This window comes from Macrococcus carouselicus (assembly GCF_004359515.1).
In the GTDB taxonomy this organism is placed as follows: Bacteria; Bacillota; Bacilli; order Staphylococcales; family Staphylococcaceae; genus Macrococcus; species Macrococcus carouselicus.
The window spans coordinates 678,395-696,277 of record NZ_SCWD01000001.1 but is presented as its reverse complement, the minus strand read 5'-3'; the positions used below and the strand labels follow the sequence as shown (position 1 = coordinate 696,277).

At 44.0% G+C, this 17,883-nt stretch carries 19 protein-coding genes; all 19 read left to right on the top strand.

Going from position 1 to position 17,883, the window contains the following annotated elements; all coding sequences use genetic code 11:
• Positions 1 to 35 precede the first annotated feature (35 nt).
• The 19 genes from ERX40_RS03425 (at position 36) to ERX40_RS03335 (ending at position 17,845) form a co-directional block, all read left to right on the top strand.
• Positions 36 to 986 (top strand): thymidylate synthase, encoded by a 951-nt coding sequence (locus ERX40_RS03425; RefSeq protein WP_133417095.1) that lies wholly within the window; start codon positions 36 to 38, stop codon positions 984 to 986.
• A gap of 10 nt (positions 987 to 996) precedes the next feature.
• The gene (locus ERX40_RS03420; RefSeq protein WP_133417094.1) at positions 997 to 1,473 is read left to right on the top strand and encodes a dihydrofolate reductase; all 477 of its coding nucleotides are present in this window, start codon (positions 997 to 999) and stop codon (positions 1,471 to 1,473) included.
• On the top strand, positions 1,473 to 2,198 hold the full coding sequence (locus ERX40_RS03415) for a lysophospholipid acyltransferase family protein (protein ID WP_133417093.1): 726 nt from the start codon (positions 1,473 to 1,475) through the stop codon (positions 2,196 to 2,198). Before ERX40_RS03420 ends, ERX40_RS03415 begins: the two co-directional genes overlap by 1 nt.
• The gene (locus ERX40_RS03410; protein WP_133417092.1) at positions 2,191 to 2,715 is read left to right on the top strand and encodes a DUF2140 family protein; all 525 of its coding nucleotides are present in this window, start codon (positions 2,191 to 2,193) and stop codon (positions 2,713 to 2,715) included. Before ERX40_RS03415 ends, ERX40_RS03410 begins: the two co-directional genes overlap by 8 nt.
• 12 nt (positions 2,716 to 2,727) lie before the next feature.
• Entirely contained in the window at positions 2,728 to 3,246 is a 519-nt protein-coding gene (msrA, locus tag ERX40_RS03405; RefSeq protein ID WP_133417091.1) for a peptide-methionine (S)-S-oxide reductase MsrA, read from the top strand.
• Between the two features lies 1 nt (position 3,247).
• Complete coding sequence (msrB, locus tag ERX40_RS03400) at positions 3,248 to 3,676, top strand: peptide-methionine (R)-S-oxide reductase MsrB (RefSeq protein ID WP_133417090.1); 429 nt, start codon at positions 3,248 to 3,250, stop codon at positions 3,674 to 3,676.
• Positions 3,677 to 3,688: 12 nt separating this feature from the next.
• Positions 3,689 to 4,186, top strand: a complete 498-nt coding sequence (locus tag ERX40_RS03395) for a PTS sugar transporter subunit IIA (protein WP_133417089.1) — start codon at positions 3,689 to 3,691, stop codon at positions 4,184 to 4,186.
• Positions 4,186 to 4,407: a YozE family protein gene (locus ERX40_RS03390; protein ID WP_133417088.1), complete on the top strand. Its 222-nt coding sequence runs from the start codon at positions 4,186 to 4,188 to the stop codon at positions 4,405 to 4,407. Before ERX40_RS03395 ends, ERX40_RS03390 begins: the two co-directional genes overlap by 1 nt.
• A 97-nt stretch (positions 4,408 to 4,504) precedes the next feature.
• A complete protein-coding gene (locus tag ERX40_RS03385) occupies positions 4,505 to 5,962 on the top strand; it encodes a S41 family peptidase (RefSeq protein WP_165980642.1) in 1,458 nt (485 codons plus the stop codon).
• Between the two features lie 62 nt (positions 5,963 to 6,024).
• Positions 6,025 to 7,032: an undecaprenyldiphospho-muramoylpentapeptide beta-N-acetylglucosaminyltransferase gene (locus ERX40_RS03380; RefSeq protein WP_243712940.1), complete on the top strand. Its 1,008-nt coding sequence runs from the start codon at positions 6,025 to 6,027 to the stop codon at positions 7,030 to 7,032.
• A gap of 12 nt (positions 7,033 to 7,044) precedes the next feature.
• Positions 7,045 to 7,665, top strand: coding sequence for a phosphatase PAP2 family protein (locus tag ERX40_RS03375; protein WP_133417085.1), 621 nt, complete (start codon positions 7,045 to 7,047; stop codon positions 7,663 to 7,665).
• A gap of 173 nt (positions 7,666 to 7,838) precedes the next feature.
• Positions 7,839 to 8,498 carry a response regulator transcription factor gene (locus tag ERX40_RS03370; RefSeq protein WP_133417084.1) on the top strand — a complete coding sequence of 220 codons (660 nt, stop codon included), beginning with the start codon at positions 7,839 to 7,841 and terminating at the stop codon, positions 8,496 to 8,498.
• Complete coding sequence (locus ERX40_RS03365; RefSeq protein ID WP_133417083.1) at positions 8,495 to 9,862, top strand: sensor histidine kinase; 1,368 nt, start codon at positions 8,495 to 8,497, stop codon at positions 9,860 to 9,862. Before ERX40_RS03370 ends, ERX40_RS03365 begins: the two co-directional genes overlap by 4 nt.
• A gap of 100 nt (positions 9,863 to 9,962) precedes the next feature.
• Positions 9,963 to 12,719, top strand: a complete 2,757-nt coding sequence (locus ERX40_RS03360) for a 2-oxoglutarate dehydrogenase E1 component (RefSeq protein WP_133417082.1) — start codon at positions 9,963 to 9,965, stop codon at positions 12,717 to 12,719.
• Positions 12,720 to 12,731: 12 nt separating this feature from the next.
• Positions 12,732 to 13,979 carry a 2-oxoglutarate dehydrogenase complex dihydrolipoyllysine-residue succinyltransferase gene (gene odhB, locus ERX40_RS03355; protein WP_133417081.1) on the top strand — a complete coding sequence of 416 codons (1,248 nt, stop codon included), beginning with the start codon at positions 12,732 to 12,734 and terminating at the stop codon, positions 13,977 to 13,979.
• A gap of 46 nt (positions 13,980 to 14,025) precedes the next feature.
• Complete coding sequence (locus ERX40_RS03350; protein ID WP_133417080.1) at positions 14,026 to 14,982, top strand: VOC family protein; 957 nt, start codon at positions 14,026 to 14,028, stop codon at positions 14,980 to 14,982.
• 2 nt (positions 14,983 to 14,984) lie between these two features.
• On the top strand, positions 14,985 to 15,188 hold the full coding sequence (locus ERX40_RS03345; RefSeq protein ID WP_133417079.1) for a DUF6501 family protein: 204 nt from the start codon (positions 14,985 to 14,987) through the stop codon (positions 15,186 to 15,188).
• Positions 15,189 to 15,227: 39 nt separating this feature from the next.
• Positions 15,228 to 16,010 (top strand): AAA family ATPase, encoded by a 783-nt coding sequence (locus tag ERX40_RS03340; protein ID WP_133417078.1) that lies wholly within the window; start codon positions 15,228 to 15,230, stop codon positions 16,008 to 16,010.
• A complete protein-coding gene (locus ERX40_RS03335; RefSeq protein ID WP_133417077.1) occupies positions 16,010 to 17,845 on the top strand; it encodes a vWA domain-containing protein in 1,836 nt (611 codons plus the stop codon). Before ERX40_RS03340 ends, ERX40_RS03335 begins: the two co-directional genes overlap by 1 nt.
• Positions 17,846 to 17,883 lie beyond the last annotated feature (38 nt).

The following is a 17,883-nucleotide window of genomic DNA, read 5'->3' as shown; positions in this document are numbered from 1 at the left end:
AAGCGATTATTTTAAAATTTAAAAGAGGTGACGACATGAATTCATTTGATCAAGTTTATCATGACCTATGTCAGGAAGTGCTGGCAACAGGTCGTTCTAAAGAGGACCGGACCCATACCGGTACATTATCGAAGTTCGGTCACCAGATGCGGTTTGATCTGTCGCAAGGGTTTCCGCTTCTGACGACGAAGAAAGTTTCGTTTAAATTAGTGGCAACTGAATTGATCTGGTTCATCCGCGGTGATACGAATATCAGATACTTGCTCCAGTACAATAACAATATCTGGAATGAATGGGCCTTTAAGAAATGGGTGGAAAGTGAAGATTATTCAGGTCCTGATATGACAAATTTCGGACACCGTAGTCTGAGCGATGCAGCATTCAACAGACAGTATCAGGAGCAACTCAGCATCTTTAAGGACAGAGTTCTGCATGATGATGACTTTATGATGAAATATGGTGATCTCGGTAATGTCTACGGCAAGCAATGGCGTCACTTTGAATCAGGCGGAAAAGTAGTGGATCAGCTGAAGGAAGTTGTGGATAATATTAAGACGAATCCTTCATCAAGACGACATATCATCTCAGCGTGGAATCCAGGGGAAATAGAGACAATGGCGCTGCCACCGTGTCATACGATGTTCCAGTTCTATGTCAATGATGGGAAGCTCAGCTGTCAGTTATACCAGCGGAGTGCTGATATCTTCCTCGGTGTGCCTTTCAATATCGCAAGCTATAGCCTGCTGACCCACCTTGTAGCCAAGGAATGTGGTCTTGAAGTGGGAGATTTTGTTCATACATTCGGCGATGCCCATATCTACAGCAATCATATCGATGCCGTAGAAGAGCAGCTTTCAAGGGATTCGTTTGACCCGCCGACACTGGAGATTCATACTGACAAATCACTGTTCGATATTGAATACGAAGATCTGGCAATCAAGAATTACGAAGCGCACCCCGCTATCAAAGCACCTATTGCAGTCTAAGGAGGACAAAATGTTATCGATTATAGTATGTCACGACCAGAACTTAGTCATCGGTAAGGACAACAAAATGCCATGGCATCTGCCGGCGGATTTAAAGCGTGTAAAAGAACTGACAACCGGCAATACCATCGTCATGGGGAAAAATACATTTCTTTCACTCGGTAAACCATTACCGAACCGCAAGAATGTAGTTCTGACACGCGATGTGAACTTCTCAGCTGAAGGCATTGAAGTGATTCATTCACTGGATGCGATTGATCAGCTGGAAGGTCATGTCTTTATTTTCGGAGGTCAGAACCTCTATGAACAGATGATTGATCAAGTTGATGATATGTATGTTACTGTCATTGAAAGTAAACATCAAGGTGATGCGTTCTTCCCGGCATATTCCTTTGAGGAATTTGAAGTGAAGTCTGTAGAAGAAGGCAAGCTGGATGACAGGAACCTTGTGCCACATAAATTCATGTATTTAGTAAGGAGAAAATAATGTTCAGATTAATGAGAACAGTCGCTATCATTGTCGGCTATGCGGCGCTGGCCACGACCAGACTGAACGCAATGGAACAGAAGAAAAAAACTCTTCCAACTGTCCACTCGCAGGATACCTATACTTCACTGATGGCAAAAAAGTGGGCAGGTTGTATTCTTGACTCTGCCGGCGTCACAGTAGAAGTGACAGGAAATAACAGCAATGATGACAAGCCTGTCCTGCTTATCAGCAACCATGAGGGGAATTTCGACATACCGGTACTTATTCATGCGATTGAACGCCCGTTCGGATTTGTGTCAAAAATCGAGGTGAAGCAGATTCCATTTCTGGACAAATGGATGGTAGCACTGAACAGTATTTATCTGGACCGCTCAAATCGCCGTTCGAGTCTGCAGATGATAAAGGACGGCGTCGCATCACTTAAAGCGGGTCATAATCTGCTCATTTTCCCTGAAGGACACCGCAGCAAAGGTCAGGGTCTGCAGGAATTTAAGGCAGGCGGTCTGAAGATTGCAAAATCAGCAGGTGTTGACATCGTCCCTGTCGCTATTTCGGGGACGTCAGACATCATGGAGAAATATGACAGTAAACGCATGGTGCCGGGTAAAGTCACCGTTCAGATTCTTGAACCGGTTCCTGCCTCTGTTTTCACAGACCATTCTCTGGATGAGGTCGGTCAGCTGATCAGACAACGGATAGCAGAGGCGCTGACGCGTGCTTAACAGGATGGGATGGCTGCTGTTTACGGTTCTAGCTGCTGTGAATCTGCTAGTCCTCATCTGGTTGACGCAGACATTGAACGCTGAGCCGGAAAGTGCCCCTATTCTTGATACTTCCCGTCCGGGTCAGATTGTACTCCCGCCTGTCCTCATTCAGAATGTCATTGCAGAGAAAAGTACTGAAGACGTTCAGCTGGAACTTAAAGGGGATCGGCTCGCGATAAAACATCAGTCTTCTTTCATGGGTCTGAATATTAAGACAAATATTTTGACGGCGCCATCAGTTATTAGTGATAATAAGCTTAGACTTAAGATTACAGATATTAATATCGCCGGGTTAAAACTATCAGATGAGCAGCAGCTGAAGCTGATTAAAGAGTTCGCTCATCTTCCTGAAGGTATAGAACTTGATGTTAAAAATAAATGCTTTTATTATCAGCTTGAACCGGTAAAAGTGGCAGGCAGGCAACTGACACTGACTGATATCGATTCTGAAGGCTGGCATTTTGATTTAGATTAAGGAGTGGACAATATGACAATAGCAACACTTGCAGGGGGCTGTTTCTGGTGCCTCGTTAAACCTTTTCATCAGTATGACGGTGTAGAAAGCGTCATTTCCGGCTATAGCGGCGGACATGTCGAGAACCCGACTTATAAGGAGGTCTGTTCGAATACAACAGGCCACCGTGAAGCGGTGCAGATTACTTTCGATGAAACAGTGATTTCCTATAGAGAAGTTCTCGAAGTTTTCTTCAAGACATTTGATCCGACAGATGCCGGCGGACAGTTCTTTGACCGCGGAGAGAGCTATGAACCGGCTATCTTCTATCATGACGACACGCAGAAAGAAACAGCTGAGGCATTGATTGCGGAGCTTGATGCGAAACAAATCTTTAAGGGTAAGATCGTGACGCCTGTTCTGCCCTATAAGAACTTCTATCCTGCAGAGGATTACCATCAGGATTTCTATCAGAAAGACCCTGAGCATTATCAGAACTATCAAGCACGTTCCGGCCGTAAAGATTTCATTGAGAAACACTGGGGGGAATAACATGCTGAAAAAGAATATCAATGATTTAAATGAGATTGAATATATCGTGACCCAGCAGAACGGGACAGAGCCACCCTTTCAGAATGAATACTGGAATCACTTCGAGAAAGGAATTTATGTCGATAAAATAAGCGGCAAACCGCTTTTTACATCAGAAGAGAAATTCGATTCGAACTGCGGCTGGCCAAGTTTCTCAAAGGCGCTTAATGATGAAGAGATAGTCGAACTGGTTGATAAATCTCACGGGATGCTGAGAACAGAAGTCCGCAGTGAGGCTGCTAACAGTCATCTAGGTCACGTCTTCAATGATGGTCCACGGGAAACCGGCGGACTCAGATACTGCATCAATTCAGCGGCAATCCAGTTTATTCCTTATGATAAACTTGAAGAATTAGGGTATACAGATATCATCAATCACTTTAAACAATAAGGAGATGTTCCTATGTTCAAAAAATTATTCGGAAAAGAAGAAGTGAATAAAAACGTTAATATCGTAGCACCGATAACGGGCCGATATGTAGCCATCGAGTCCATACCGGACCCTGTCTTTGCCCAGAAAATGATGGGTGACGGTTTCGGTATTGAGCCATCTGAAGGTTTAGTGGTTTCTCCAGTAGACGGTGAGGTCATCAATGTATTCCCTACTAAACATGCGATTGGTCTGAAGACAGCTAATAATCTCGAAATACTGATTCACGTGGGGCTGGAAACTGTAGCGATGAATGCAGAAGGATTCACGACTAAAGTCAATGTCGGCGATAAAGTCAGTGTCGGTGATGAACTGCTTGAATTTGATATCGAGCTGATCAAAGAAAAAGCGTCATCAATTATTTCACCTATCATTATTACGAATGGTGAGGCAGTGGAATCATTTGAGATCATCGCACAGGATGCAGTGCAAAGAGGACAGACTATCGTGGCTGAAGTTGCAGCAAAGTAATGAAGAATCATTCGTTCTATCAGTTTGTACTGACTCAGCGGGGTGCAAAAAATGGTTACGGACAGTTTGCAGAAGCCATGTTTGAAGATCTGATGTTTCCAAAGTATGAGAATCAATATCATATGCTGTCTGATTACATCGAAAACTATGGCTCCGCTCAGATGAAATTATCCCTATTTGATGATTTATATCGTGAATACGAAGAATGGCGAAAGTTTTAGCATCTTCCGAAAGGAAGGTGCTCTTTTCAGGTTCAATCTTTTAATTTAAGCTTCAAACTGTTAAAATGACTTATAAATATAGATGGATGTGAAAATTTTGACAAATGAACATAATGAACCTGACAAACAGGAAAAAAAAGTGACCATCAGCCTGTTCAAATTTATTATAACGGTCATCGGTGCGATTATTCTGACAGCTGCAGTGACGACATTTGCGCTGATAGGCGGCGACCAGAAGACGGTTGATAATGAAGCACCGAAACGCTCTGAATTTATCAAGCTTTATCAGGTCTACGATACACTCAGTGAAAACTACTATAAGGAAATTGATAAATCCAAGCTCATTGACAGTGCCATCAAAGGAATGGTCAGCGGACTTGACGATCCCTACAGCGAATATATGACCAAGGAAGAACAGCAGGCGTTCTCAGATACAATGAGTGGTGACTTTCAGGGAATCGGAGCAGAAATCAGTCAGGCAGGCGAAAAAATCATTATCACAAGTCCTTTGAAGGATTCTCCTGCCTATAAAGCAGGTGTGAAACCTAATGATGAGCTGATTGCTATCAACAGTAAATCAGTAGAGGGTATGACAACAGCTGATGTCATCGGTAAAATCAGAGGAAAAGCGGGAACTACCGTTACACTGACATTGAAACGAGGTGGCGGCGAACCGTTTAAGGTTGTCATCAAAAGAGGTAAGATCCATCTCGATAGTGTTGAATCCAGAATGCTGAAGAGGAAGACAGCACTTATCACTGTCACTAAGTTCCAGGAAGGGACGGCAGAGGAATTCCATGCGGCCTTAAAGAAAATGGAACAGGAAGGGATGGAAAAACTGATTCTTGATTTCAGAAATAATCCGGGCGGCTATCTTGAAGAAGCGAAGAAAATGGCAGGGGAATTTATACCTAGAGGTGACGTGCTCTTCTATACCCAGACTAAGGAGGGTGAACCGACTGTCTACAACAGTGACAATCCGGCCAACCCGATCACTAAAAATCTTCCTACTGTCATCATTCTGAACGAAGGGTCAGCCAGCGCATCAGAAGTCTTTGCAGCTGCCCTTCGTGATAACGGTAAGGCAAAGATAGCAGGGACTGAATCATTCGGTAAGGGCATCGTGCAGACAGCTACACCCTATAAAGATGATTCATTACTCAAGTTCACTCAGATGAAATGGTTGACACCTGATAAGACATGGATTCATAAAAAAGGAATCAAGCCTGATAAGAATATTGAGCTGCCAGCTTATGCGAACAGTCATGTACTGAATCCTGATGATGTATATACGGTAGGCGAAAAGAATAGCCGTGTTAAGTCATTGGAAGTAGGTCTGACAGCACTTGGCTATCACACAGGTAAAGTGGACACGACATTTGACAGTAAAACTGAAGCAGCGGTAGAAAAATTTCAGCAGGATCATAAACTGAAAGTGACCGGTCAGATGCACGGTAAATCAACTGAACGGTTCACTGAATTATTAAGAATTAAACTGGAGAAAAATGATCCTCAGCTGACAGGTGCAAAAAAAATGATCAACGATATGAAGTAGAGGTGACCCAAGTGAAAATAGCATTTACAGGTGGTGGCACTATCGGGCATGTGGCTGTTAATATGGCCTTACTCCCGGAAGCTGAAGCAAGAAAGATTGAATGTGTTTATATCGGCTCAAAGAACGGTATTGAGAAGGAGATGATCACTTCTCAGTTCCCTGATGTCAAGTACTACTCTATTGCCAGTGGTAAACTCAGACGATATCTATCCGTAGAGAATGTCAAAGATATCGTCAAAGTGCAAAAAGGCGTACTGGACGCACTGGTGATACTTCGACGCGAAAAACCGGATGTCGTCTTTTCAAAAGGGGGATTTGTCACAGTCCCTGTCGTGATAGCAGCCAAAATACTCAAGATCAGAACAATCATCCACGAATCAGATGTCACACCTGGTCTGGCCAATAAGATTGCGCTGAAATTTGCTGCTAAACTATATACGACTTTCAAGGAAACGTTGAACTATGTGCCAGCTTCGAAGGCGGATTATATCGGCAGCATTATCAGGCCAGACCTTCTGACCGGACAGGAGACAACTGGTTACCAGCTCACAGGATTTACTCCAGATAAAAAAGTGCTGATGGTGATGGGGGGAAGTCTGGGTTCAAAGTTAATCAATGACATCATCCGGAGAAATCTGGATGAGCTGCTGAAAAGCTATCAGATCATTCATATAACGGGTAAAGGACTTCTTGATTCCTCGATCGAGAGAAAAGGCTATGAGCAGGTCGAGTTCGTCAAGGACGAGCTGCCTCATCTCTATGCAGTGACAGACCTGATCATCTCACGGGCCGGTGCCAACGCTATCTTTGAATTCCTGGCTCTGAAAAAGCCGATGTTATTGATACCGCTTGGACTGGATCAAAGCAGGGGAGATCAGATTGACAATGCAGCACTCTTTAAGAAATCTGGTTATGCTGAAGTGCTTGAGGAAGGCCGAATAGAACAGCTGCCAGAGGCGCTTCAAACACTGGCCACCAATAGCGGTGCCATCATTTCAGCTATGAGCCGGGCAGGTGTGAGTTATACAGCTGCCACGCTGCTAGATAAAATATTACAGGATATCAACTAAAGGAGTAAACGTATGTCTCAAATGCAGCGCATTTCACTGATTCTTATTTTTTCATTCATATTCGGTCTTATCGCCTTTTTCCATGAATCACGCCTTGGAAAATGGATTGATAACGAAGTTTATGAATTTATTTATTCATCAGAAAGCTTTATTACAACATCCATCATGCTGGGTTATACAAAGATCGGTGAAGTCTGGTCAATGATCTTGCTGTCACTGCTTGTGGTCTGTTATCTTATGCTGAAACGCATGAAAATAGAGGCGCTGTTCTTCGCCCTTGCGATGATTTTATCAGGGACTATTAATCCACTCTTGAAAAACATCTTTGACCGGGAGCGGCCGACATTGCTGCGCCTTATTGATATTACAGGGTTCAGCTTCCCGAGCGGCCATGCGATGGGTGGTGCCACCTTCTTTGGCAGCATCGCTTATCTGGTCAGCAGAGGAGATGCGCAGTGGAAACCTTATATCATCGGTCTGTGTGTCTTCACGGTCATTATGATTTCAAGTTCCCGCGTCTATCTCGGCGTTCATTTTCCGACTGATGTCATCGCCGGTATGCTGGGCGGCGTTATCTGTATTTTAATGGCTCAAGTTTTTTTGCATAAACTAATTGACAACCATTCTCAATAAGTTATAATAGTAATTGAAAGTGATTCTCAATTAAAGAGTTCCCCCTCTATTCAGGAATCAGTTTCATAGTAACCCCCTTTATGCCCATTAAAAAACCTGACAGTGATGTCAGGTTTTTTGTTTTATGTGCATGCATTTGCTATGATTTGAATATAAAAACTGAGGTGAGAGTATTGAGAAAGATTTTGATTATAGAAGATGAACAGAACCTGGCCCGCTTCATTGAACTTGAACTGACTCATGAAAATTACGAGGTTCAGATCGCGAATGATGGCAAAGAAGGTCTAGCGAGAGCACTTGCAGAGGATATTGACTGCATACTGCTTGATTTGATGCTGCCTGAAATGAATGGTCTTGAAGTCTGTCAGAGAGTAAGAGCGGTTAAGGATACGCCTATCCTCATGATTACGGCTAAAGGGGATACGCAGGACAAGGTGACCGGACTTGATTATGGTGCTGACGATTATATCGTCAAACCGTTCGATATAGAGGAGCTGCTGGCAAGACTGCGCGTGATTATGCGACGCAACGAATCGACTGAGATTCTACGTATCGGTGAACTCTCAATAGATGAGGATGCCTTTAAGGTCTATGTAGGAAACCAAAACCTCGAACTGACGAAAACGGAATTTGAGCTCCTGAAATTACTGGCTGAGCATCGCAATCACGTTCTGACGCGTGAACAGATTTTGACGCATGTCTGGGGCTATGACAGCGAAGTAGAGACAAATGTTGTGGACGTCTATATCCGCTATCTTCGCAACAAGCTGAAGCCGTTCCAGCTGCAGCGTATGATCGAGACAGTCAGAGGGGTAGGCTACGTGATCCGATGAGGAAATCGACTTCGCTGAAAACCCAGTGGATGCTCACGACAACCAGTGTGACGTTCGTTATATTTGTGCTTTTCAGTCTGATCATCATCTTTATAGTAGGGCTTCTGTTCAAGGATCAGGAGCGACTGACGGTGACAAGAAGCAGCGTCGAGGTCGGCAAGTTGCTCGATAAGGAAGGGATCACAGTGGATGCTTATGATCTGGGTGAGACACTGGCGCACGGGGAACGGGTTGTTATCTTCAGCCCTGATGGACGCAGGCTCGCTGCTGTCAGCAATGACAATACGATAGAGTATATACCACCCGGCAATCTTGCCCATAACAGTCTGTTGCAGGTTGAGGATGAGGGCAAAGCGTATCTGGTCTATACGACTCCTGTTACATCAGAAAAGTTCAATGGCCATGTGACCATCGTTCATTCACTGGCATCCTATCAGACAAATCTGCAGGTAGTCATTCTATTTGCCTCCATCTTCGGCATCATCGCACTTTTTGTGACGGCTGTGGTCAGTTACTTCTTCTCCAGTCAAATCACGAAACCTATCCGCCGTATATCTGACCAGATGAAACAGATCCAGCGTGACGGCTTCCAGAACCGGCTTGCTGTGCCAAAGGGATATTATGAGACAGATGATATGATAGAGACATTCAATGAGATGATGACCCAGCTTGAGACATCGTTCAATCAGCAGAAGCAGTTCGTCGAAGATGCCTCTCACGAACTGCGGACACCGCTGCAGATTATTAAGGGCCACTTGAATCTTATTAAACGCTGGGGTAAGAACAAACCGGAAGTTCTGGAAGAGTCACTTGAGATCTCTCTCTCTGAAATGAACCGCATCACTTCTCTTGTTGAGGAGCTGCTGCAGCTGACAAAGGAAGCGTCAGCTCATCCTAACTTTGAGACAGAAAATGTGGATATCAATGCTGAGATTTCAGCGCGCTTACGTTCACTGGCGAATCTTCATCGTGATTACATGTTTGAATATCATTCTCCTCATAAGGAGATCAGACTTAATATCAATCGATTCCAGTTTGAGCAGCTGCTGCTGATCTTCCTGGATAATGCCATCAAATATGATCAGCACAACAAACATATTCTGATTCGTTCTACGAAAAAGAACAAGGTGATTCAGATAGAGATCGTTGATCACGGCACAGGGATTCCTGAAGGCGATATCCCTTATGTTTTTGACCGTTTTTATAGAGTGGATAAGTCCCGTTCAAGAGAAATGGGGGGGAATGGACTGGGATTATCCATCGCCCGTAAAATGATTGAAAGTTATCAAGGAACTGTAGAGATAGAAAGCGAGCAGAGCCAGTTCACGAAAGTCATCATCCAGTTTCCGGAGCAAAAATTCTGATTTATAAAAAAATAAAGTATTCGCTCTTCAAAATGAATATGCACAATGCTAAAATAGGAATTGGAAACGTTTTATCACTTTAAATTAAGGGGGAACCAGCATGAACAAGAAAAATCTTGAAGAAGCACCTATCCGTTTCGGTGCTAATCTTGGTTATCTGCTGGAAATGGCGGATCAGTATAATACCGATCCATCATCAGTAACAGAGGAAATGCAGCAGCTTTTTGCTGTTCTGTCTACTGGAAAAGTAGAAGGAGGCGCAGATGCACAGAAGTTGAAATCTGTCCTTCAGCTCATCGATAATATCAGGCAGTATGGACACCTGAAAGGTGATATCTATCCATTATACAAGCGTGAATATGAACATCTGCCAAAGCTGACGCCGGAAGAGTTTAATCTGACGAGTGAGGACCTGAGAAGCCTGCCTGCCCGGTTTGTATCTGAGAAACTTGAAGGGCGCTTTGACAATGCAGAGGATGCGATCCATCATCTTGATAAGGTCTATATGGGTTCGATCGGTTATGAGATGTCACATATCAACAATGCGGATGAGCGGCAATGGCTGATTGATTATATTGAAACCGAAGGCAGACATGAGTTCACAAGAGAAGAAAAAATTGAGCTGCTGAAGAGTCTTGCCCATGTAGAAGGATTTGAAAAATATATCCACAAAAACTTCGTCGGTGCAAAACGCTTCTCTATAGAAGGTGTAGATGCGCTGGTACCTATGCTCGAAAAAGTGATAGCAGCTGCAAGTGACAATCACATTTCTAATGTTCAGATTGGTATGGCTCACCGCGGACGATTAAATGTACTCACGCATATTCTGGAGAAACCTTATGAGATGATGCTTGCTGAATTTATGCATGTAGACCCTTTCAAGTTTCTGCCGGAAGATGGCAGCCTTCATATCTCAAGGGGCTGGACAGGAGATGTCAAGTATCATTTAGGGGGCACTAAGAAGACGACTCGTTTTGGCAGTGAACAGGTCATTGAACTTGCCAAGAATCCGAGTCACCTGGAAATCGTGGCACCGGTTGTATTAGGTAAAACACGTGCAGTCCAGGATTCAAATGAAGGTAACATGTCAAGTCAGGACGTTAATCGCTCACTTGCCGTTCTTATTCACGGGGATGCAGCTTTTCCTGGTCAAGGCATTAACTTTGAAAGCATGAACCTAAGCAATCTCGATGGTTATTCAACAGGTGGTTCTCTTCATATCATCACCAATAATCGTGTAGGATTCACAACTGAATGCTATGACTCCCGTTCAACTAATTATGCAACTGATATTGCGAAAGGCTACGATATGCCGATCGTGCATGTTAATGCGGATGATATCGAAGCGTGTATTGATGTTATTATCCTGGCTATGAAGTTCAGACAGGCATTCAATCATGACTTTGTCATCGATCTTGTCGGTTACCGCCGTTATGGCCATAATGAGATGGATGAACCCTCAGTTACTAATCCGATGATGTATAAGGAAGTGAAGACGCATCCTTCAATCGAGATACTTTACGGTAAGCAGTTAGTTGCGGAAGGTATTCTATCTGACGATGAGATGAATCAGATCTTTAAGGATGTCGAGCAGGAAATCAGAACAGCTCACGATGCTATTGATAAAAATGAAAAAGAAACGGATATAGAAATGTCTATGCCGGCAGCTGTAGCTGAAGGTCAGCCGGAAGTTGAAACAGGCGTTGAACGGGCGCGTCTAGAACAGCTGAATCAGGATATGCTGACATATCCGGATGGCTTTGAACCATTCAGCAAATTAACAAAAATTCTTGAACGCAGACAGGATCCTTTTATAAAAGAAGGGCTTATCGACTGGGGTCACGCCGAACTTCTTGCGTTTGGCACGATTATTCAGGATGGCAAGCCTGTGCGTCTGACAGGTCAGGACTCAGAACGAGGCACATTTGCACAGCGCCATGCCGTACTAAGTGATGAGAATACGGGCGAGAAATATACGCCGCTTAATCATATATCAGGTGCTAATGCCTCTTTCGCTATTCATAACTCTCCTTTATCAGAAGCAGCAGTTGTCGGTTTTGAATATGGTTATAATGTTGAAAACAAAAATGCGATGACGGTATGGGAAGCACAGTATGGCGATTTCTCCAATATGGCACAGATGATGTTTGATAACTTCATTTCAAGTGCCAATGCTAAGTGGGGTGAAACATCGGGTATGACTTTACTATTGCCGCATGCATATGAAGGTCAAGGGCCTGAACATTCATCAGCACGTCTGGAACGCTATTTACAGCTTGCAGCAGAAAATAACTGGACGGTTGCCAATCTGACAAGTACTTCCAACTATTTCCATCTTCTAAGAAAACAGGCGCATTATTTGAATACCGATCATATGAGACCGCTTGTATTAATGACACCGAAAAGTCTGCTCCGTAATACTTATGTCGCAAGACCTGTTGAAGAGTTTACGGAAGGTCAGTTCAGACCTGTCATTGTAGATGCATATAAGAAGACAAAAGTTAAGAAAGTACTGATTGCGAGCGGTAAAGTTGCGATTGATTTATATACAGAGCTGCAAAAGAATCCGAATGAAGGGATTCTGCTCATTCGACTTGAACAGCTTTACCCACTGCCGACAGCAGAAATTCAAGCTATTTTAAGCGATGTGAAAAATGCCTCAGAAATTGGCTTTGTTCAGGAAGAACCACAGAACCAGGGGGCCTGGCATTACATCTATCCTGAGCTTGAACAGTTAGCTGCAGGCAAGAAGGTTCAATACTACGGACGTGTTAAACGTTCAAGTACTTCTGAGGGCGATAATGAAGTACATAAGCTTGTTCAATCCGCTATCATTCAGAATGCGTTAACAATTTAAGGGGGAAATATTGTGGCAGAGATCAGAGTACCAGAATTAGCAGAATCAATAACTGAAGGAACAATTTCAACATGGTTTAAACAAGTGGGTGATCATGTTGAAAAAGGTGAGAATATTGTTGAGCTTGAAACGGATAAAGTGAACGTGGAAGTCATCTCAGAAGAGGCTGGGATCATCACTGAACTGAAAGCAGCAGAAGGTGATACAGTTGAAGTGGGCGCAGTCATCGCAGTTGTAGATGAGAACGGTACTTCAGGTGACAAACCTGAAACTCCAGCCGCTCAGCCAGAAACACCGGCTGCAGCTGAAACAAAGCCTGATAGTCAAAACGAAACAATCGAACAGGCAGTCGAAGAAAGTAAATCAGCACGGATTGTCGCTACACCTTCAGCGCGTAAACGTGCACGTGAACAGGGAATCGATTTAAGTGAAGTGAATGCTAAGGATCCTCGCGGTTTAATCAGAAGCCATGACGTTGATCACGCAGTGAACACAACCGCTCCAGCGGCTGAGCCATCTCCAGCACAGTCAGCCCCTAAACATGATAAACCGGCAAAACCTGTTATCCGTGAAAAAATGTCTCGTCGCCGCAAGACGATTGCGAATAAATTACTGGAAGTCTCACAGAATACAGCGATGCTGACAACGTTCAATGAAATCGATATGACAAACGTCATGGATCTTCGTAAGCGTAAAAAAGACAAGTTCCAGGAGGATCACGATGGTACACGTCTTGGTTTCATGTCATTCTTCACGAAAGCATGTGTTGCCGCACTGAAGAAGTATCCGGCTGTCAATGCTGAAATCGACGGTGATGACCTTGTCATGAAGCAGTTCTATGACATCGGTATTGCGGTATCAACTGAAGAAGGGCTGGTAGTGCCTATCGTCCGTGACTGTGACAAGAAAAACTTCGCAGAGATTGAAGCGGGTATCTATGAGCTCGCAGTCAAAGCACGCGATAAAAAACTCGGCCTTGATGATATGATGAACGGTTCATTCACCATCACAAATGGAGGTGTCTTCGGTTCACTGATGTCTACACCTATCATCAACGGGACACAGGCTGCTATTCTCGGTATGCATTCAATCGTGACGCGTCCGATTGCGATTGATAAAGAACGTATGGAGAACCGACCGATGATGTATGTGGCTCTCAGCTACGATCACCGTATCATCGACGGTAAAGAAGCAGTAGGCTTCCTGAAGACAGTTAAAGAATTAATTGAGAATCCGGAAGACTTATTACTGGAAAGCTAAACCTTACAGCCGGCTTAATGCCGGCTTTATTTCTGGAGGGAAACTCATGGAATTATTAGGGATTCATCATGTAGCGGCTATAACGACAGATATCCAGAAGTGTTATGATTTTTATCATCAGATTCTTGGAATGAAACTGATCAAAGAAACGGTCAATCAGGAGAACACCACTTCCCATCAGCTCTATTTTGGAGACAGAGAGGGCAGTCCGGGCACAGTCATCACTTTCTTTGAATCTAAGAAGGGAAGGCATCATCAGAAAGGGACAGATGCTATCTTTGCATACGCGCTCAGAGTGCCGACCGATAGAAGTCTCTATGCCTATAAGCTGCGTTTTGATGATTATCAGGTCCGCCATGACGCCGTTATACAGCTGCATGGTAAGCATGCACTGCCGTTCTATGACTGTGATGATCGACTGGTCTATCTGATCTCCGATGAGAATAATACAGGTATTCTGAGTGGTATCCCAGATGATCTCTCACCCGTCGAGTCTATTCATCAGATCAACGGAGTCGGACCGGTGTTGCTGAATATTAATCATACGCTTGTGACAGCCTCTGTCCTTCATCAGATTATGGGAATGGCACGTGCAGGAGCATATCAGCATCGTGAATCCAATGAAGCGGTTGAGGTGTTCAAGATGGCTGAAGGCGGTAACGGGGGCGAAGTTCATCTTCTCCAGCAGAACACACCTGTGGCAAAAATAGGTGCCGGCGGTATTAATCATGTGGCGTTCCGCGTCAAAGATATAAATGCGGCACTGGAAGTCCTCAACAAAGCTGAAATCAGCCATTCAGGTATAATTGACCGTCATTATTTCAAATCTCTTTATTTTAGGGACCTAAGTGGTGTATTATTTGAATTAGCGACGGATGAGCCTGGATTTACGGTCGATGAGCCTGTCGATTCACTTGGCAGCTCTTTCAGTATACCTCAAGTCCTGGAATATCAGCGTCATGAAATACAGACACACTTAAAACCCATCAAGAAGGGGGAGTAATCATGTTACATGAAGAATGGCTGGAGAAAGAAGCAGTAGGACAGGTCAAGGTTCTGCATACTGATGCAAAAAAATATAAAGTCAGTGATATGCTGACAGTAGGCCAGGTTTATGATGTTGTCAATGAGACGGAGGAGTATTATCATATCAGAGACAACAGCGGAAAAATCGGAGGCTATTACAAAGAATACTTTGAACGTGTATAAAAGGGCGAAAGCCCTTTTTATTATGGAAGGGAGAAAATAATGAATTTATACCAGAATGACGATACAACTATTCAGATCGATGCGCTGAATATGCTTAAACTGAAGAAAAATATACTGCTGAAAGGGCCGACAGGTTCAGGTAAGACAAAACTTGCAGAGACACTGCGGCATGAACTGGACCGTCCGATGCACAGCATCAACTGTTCTGTTGACCTGGATGCTGAAAGTCTGCTTGGTTTTAAAACCATCGAGATCAAAGGCGGTGAATCTGTTATCACGTTTGTTGAGGGACCGGTCATTCAGGCGATGAAGCAGGGTCATCTTCTGTATATCGATGAAATCAATATGGCGAAACCCGAGACACTGCCTATATTGAATGGGGTTCTGGATTTCCGCCGGACCATCACCAATCCATTTACCGGGGAAGTGATCACTGCCGATGATAACTTTGCTGTTATCGCCGCCATTAATGTGGGTTACGTCGGCACGTTGCCGATGAACGAGGCACTGAAAAACCGTTTCGTTGTCATTGATATGGACTACATTTCGGGTGAAACACTGAAAAATGTAATCAGAACGCAGACACTGCTTGAAGATGAGACACTGATTGAGCAACTGGGGAAATTTAATAAGGACCTTATCACGATGGCAGAGCAGGGTCAGATCAGTGAGGAAGCGAGCTCTATCCGCGCACTGCTGGATCTCTGCGACCTGACAACGATTATGCCGGTTGAGCGTGCAGTGAAACGGGCAATTGTCGACAAACTGGAAGATGACCGTGAGCAGCAGGCGATCATTAATGCGATGGAACTGACATTCTGATGAGTGAAAAGTTTATATTATTCAACGATGAGAAAATAGATGCTTCTCAGCTGATGATGCTGACAGACCTTGCACAGCTCATCATGGAGGATAATGAAGTTAAAGTGAACTTTCAGAAGTTCGGTTACTATGATCCGCTGGAGAAGAGTCTGAATGTCAGTTTTAAATGGAAACACCGCGCTGACCAGGATGAACTTTACGCGCTGAAAAGTGACTGTCTGCTGTATGGTATGGGCTATCCTTATATAGAGCAGTCTGCAGTGCATGACTTGCTTGAAGAAGAGTTTGAATATACGAAATTTCGTAATCAGCTGTTTATGCTGCTGGAGGAATATCGCCTGCAGAAAATCATACTGGACTTCAGACCTGCAGCCGCAAAATACTTCGAAACTCGTATCCGGCTGAAAGTTCAGCAGAACACAAGTCAGATCAAAGTATATGAGACGAAAAAAATGCCGACAGATTTACTGTTTCTGAAAATTGAACGTGCTGTGCTGACGGAAAATATTCTGGATCTTGGTACTGAGGCTGGTGATGACGTCGATGCGGTGATCAGGCAGCGGCTGACAGGTCTGTTTGACCTTGATTCCACCCGGGACACTGTGGATCTCACGCTCAGCCTGTTGTTCGTTCTGGAGACTATACTCACTGAAGATATGCTGAATGATTATTACTATCTTCCTGTCAAGCTGCTGAAGGATATCAGACGGTTCAAAGAGACGAAATCAACTGATATCACAGGAGAGGATAAAGGAGCCGACAGCATAGAGACTGAAGATGTCATGGCTAAGAACAGTCATACATCGTCATCGGGAAGTTATATGGAGACTGAGATCACTGAAGGTCAGAACAGCAAGGCTGATAGCGGTAACAGCCGGGCAGGTGATACTTCTGATGAACCGGATGAAATCATGGCCGGCCGAGGTAAAAGTGAAAACAAGAGGGACGGTGACGGAGTAGATATTGCTGAGGAACTGGGCAGTGAAAACAAGGATGTCAGAATCGAATGGCGTAAGCCGGATATAACGACCCGTTCTAAACAGAATTATGCGCTTATCCAGCAGGCGGTCATGAATGAAGTCAAGAAGCTGACGCATATTATCCAGAAAACGATTGCGCACCAGAATGAACATGCAAGAAGACAGCTGGCAATGGGCCGGCTGGACAGGAAGCTTGTGAACTGGTTTATCGATGATCAGAAGCGTGTCTTCTATAAGGAAGATCAGCAGTCCAAAGAACTGGATGCGACGTTCTCCTTACTGGTCGATGCATCCTACAGTATGGAAGACAAACTGGAAGAGACGAAGAAGGGGATTGTGCTGTTTCATGAGACGCTGAAGAAACTGATGATACGTCATGAAGTGATTGCGTTCAATGAGGATACATTCAGTTCAGATAAACACGGGCAACTCAATATCTTTGATTATCTGATTGATTATCAGCAGTCACTGAGCCCGGGCAGCGGGCCAGGGATAGAGACTATAGCCGCCCAGGATGACAATCGGGATGGCCTGGCGATCAGAGTGGCAGGTGAGATGCTTAAAAGACGCAACGAACAGCAGAAGTTCCTCATTGTTTTCTCTGATGGTGAACCTTCAGCATTTGAATATGAGTCCAACGGTATAATAGATACTCATGAAGCGGTGCTGAAACTTCGGCGCGAAGGTATATTCGTGATTAACGTCTTTCTAAGTCAGACTCAGATTTCTGAATCAGTAGAGAACACAATCAAAAATATTTATAACGATTACTGTGTATTTGTTGAAGGAGTAGAAAATCTGCCTTATGTCATTTCTCCTTTACTCAAAAAATTACTTCTGCAGTCCTTGCATTAAAGAGTTATTCAAATTTTCAGAAAAATGTGGACTGTAGT